Genomic DNA, 2,432 nt, shown 5'->3' with positions numbered 1-2,432 from the left:
GGTTTGTATACTGACTGTTAGGCGAAAGTGAGAAGTGATTATTTTGAATCTTAGTAATTTAGTAAAAAAAGACATCTATATTCTCGTTTTAATGATACTTACAGTACCCTTAGTAGGTGAAATAAAGTCATTTCCTTTAAATGAAACATTTAGAATGAGCTTTGGCGCACCAACATTTTTCTTTTTTTTGTTATTGTTTCGACGAATTCCAGCATTTTTACCGGGTTTTTTAACAGCGATAGTCGTTGTAGTATTTCGTATCTCAATGGATGTCATTATAAAGGAAAATATGGATTGGCTAGCCGCTTTTCATACTCACTATCCTAGTTTTTTCTTTTATTTTACTTATTCGTATCTCTTTCATTTAGCAAAAATCAAACGTTTTTATCATCAACCACTAATGATTGGTTTTATTGGTTGCATGATTGAAATACTGTCAGACTGTGTGGAATTAATGATTCAATATTTCGTATTAAAAACATCGATCACATCCGAGGCAATAAATGAGATTATTGTTATCGCATGTTCCCATAGTTTTATAGTTCTAAGCTTTTTCAATATGATGAAATTGTATGAAGCGCAATCAAGGGAGAGACATATAAAGAAGCAAAATGAACACATGCTCATGCTTATCTCTAATTTATATGAAGATGCTGTTCATTTAAAGAAAACATTACAAGATGCTGAGAATATAACAAAAAAATCCTATGATTTATATAAAACCTTAGACTCTTTTGAGCACAAACAGATGGATTTTCAGTTTGGGGATTTAAGGCAACAGGCATTACAAATTGCTGGTGAGGTCCATGACGTTAAAAAGGATAACCAACGTATTTTTGCGGGGCTTTCAAAACTAATTTCTGATGAAAGTTTTACAGATTATATGTCTGTACATGAACTAGTAAATATCATTATACGGGCAAATACGAAATATGCACGCTTGCTAGAGAAAGATATCCAATTTGTGTATAAAATTGATGGTGTGCATCCTCATTATCATATTTACACAATCTTATCTATTATAAATAATATCGTTACAAACGCTGTAGAAGCTATCCAAGGTATGGGAACCATCACAATTGACATTAATAAAGACCACCATTTTGTTGAATTTCAAATAGGCGATAATGGTCCTGGTATTTCTTCAAAATATAAAGATTCAATTTTTGAGCCTGGGTTTACTTCTAAATATGATGATTTAGGCAACCCATCGACAGGTATCGGATTATCGTATGTTAAAGAAATGGTCGAACAACTTGAAGGTGATGTTACGCTTGAGGACAGAACCGAAGGAAAAGGATCAATTTTTATAATTAGATTAGGGATTGATCATATAATTTCGAAAGGGTGATTCTATGTATTTTTATATAGTAGATGATGAAAAAGCGGTTCGCTCAATGTTGGCTCAAATTATCGAGGATGAAGATCTTGGGGAGGTTATAGGAGAAGCTGAGGATGGTTTATCTTTAGAGCAACAAATGCTAATCCTTAAAAATATAGACATTTTATTTATCGATTTGTTAATGCCGATTCAAGATGGAATAAAAACAATCCGTCAAATAAAACCTTCGTTTAAAGGGAAAATCATCATGGTCTCTCAAGTAGAATCAAAAGAATTAATTGCTGAAGCTTATTCGCTTGGTGTTGAATACTATATTATTAAGCCAATTAACCGGATTGAAGTATTAACAGTTGTTCGGAAAGTCATTGAACGAATTCGTTTGGAAAAATCGATAAAAAACATTCAAGAATCGCTTAATATGGTACTAAAATTGGATAGTAATTCAAGTGCGCAAGAAAAATACCGTAATGAAAAACATTTAAATACTTTTAATCATTTTCAAAATTCCATTCATTTTCTTTTGTCTGAATTAGGAATAGCCAGTGAAAGTGGAAGTAAAGATTTAATGGATATGCTAGATTATTTATATAAATATGAACAAGATAACACGTTGGACCAAGGCTTTCCCTCACTAAAAGAGATTTTTATGAATTTGGCTCAAAAAAAACTTGGGGATTCAGCTGAAGATGCCGAATTAAAAAGGTTCATAGAAGCTTCCAAACAACGGATTCGGAGAGCAATTTATCAATCATTAAACCATTTAGCATCCCTTGGACTTACTGATTTTTTAAACCCGAAGTTCGAAAATTATGCTTCTAGATTTTTTGATTTTACTACCGTAAGGAGAAAGATGACAGAATTGAATAATGAACCAACATTACCTGCTCGTATTGATACGAAAAAATTTATTCAAGTTCTTTATTTTGAAGCAAAACGAATACACTTGGAGTTAAGATGATAAACTCTTGTTAAGTATTATTTTCAATTGATAGATTGATAATAGTTTTTCTTTTTATTCTCCTTTATTTCATATTAGTTTTAAAATCAGAAAATTACGTATAGATTTGGTAGAAGTGCATGAACTTAGAAC

At 31.5% G+C, this 2,432-nt stretch carries 2 protein-coding genes; both read left to right on the top strand.

The window, feature by feature from the left end; translation table 11 throughout:
• Positions 1 to 34: 34 nt before the first annotated feature.
• Positions 35 to 1,351: a sensor histidine kinase gene (locus ABWK52_RS27570; RefSeq protein WP_098542014.1), complete on the top strand. Its 1,317-nt coding sequence runs from the start codon at positions 35 to 37 to the stop codon at positions 1,349 to 1,351.
• A 4-nt stretch (positions 1,352 to 1,355) separates the two neighbouring features.
• The gene (locus tag ABWK52_RS27565) at positions 1,356 to 2,300 is read left to right on the top strand and encodes a response regulator (RefSeq protein WP_061655834.1); all 945 of its coding nucleotides are present in this window, start codon (positions 1,356 to 1,358) and stop codon (positions 2,298 to 2,300) included.
• Positions 2,301 to 2,432: the final 132 nt, after the last annotated feature.

It is taken from the genome of Bacillus sp. AP50 (genome assembly GCF_040492675.1).
Classification (GTDB): Bacteria; Bacillota; Bacilli; order Bacillales; family Bacillaceae_G; genus Bacillus_A; species Bacillus_A cereus.
Note: the sequence above shows the minus strand (reverse complement) of the source record. Positions and strands in the feature narration are given on the sequence as shown.

What these genes read in the sequence shown, in the direction of transcription:
- ABWK52_RS27565 (WP_061655834.1), top strand. Translation starts at nt 1,356, where the DNA reads ATGTATTTTTATATAGTAGATGATGAAAAAGCGGTTCGCTCAATGTTG.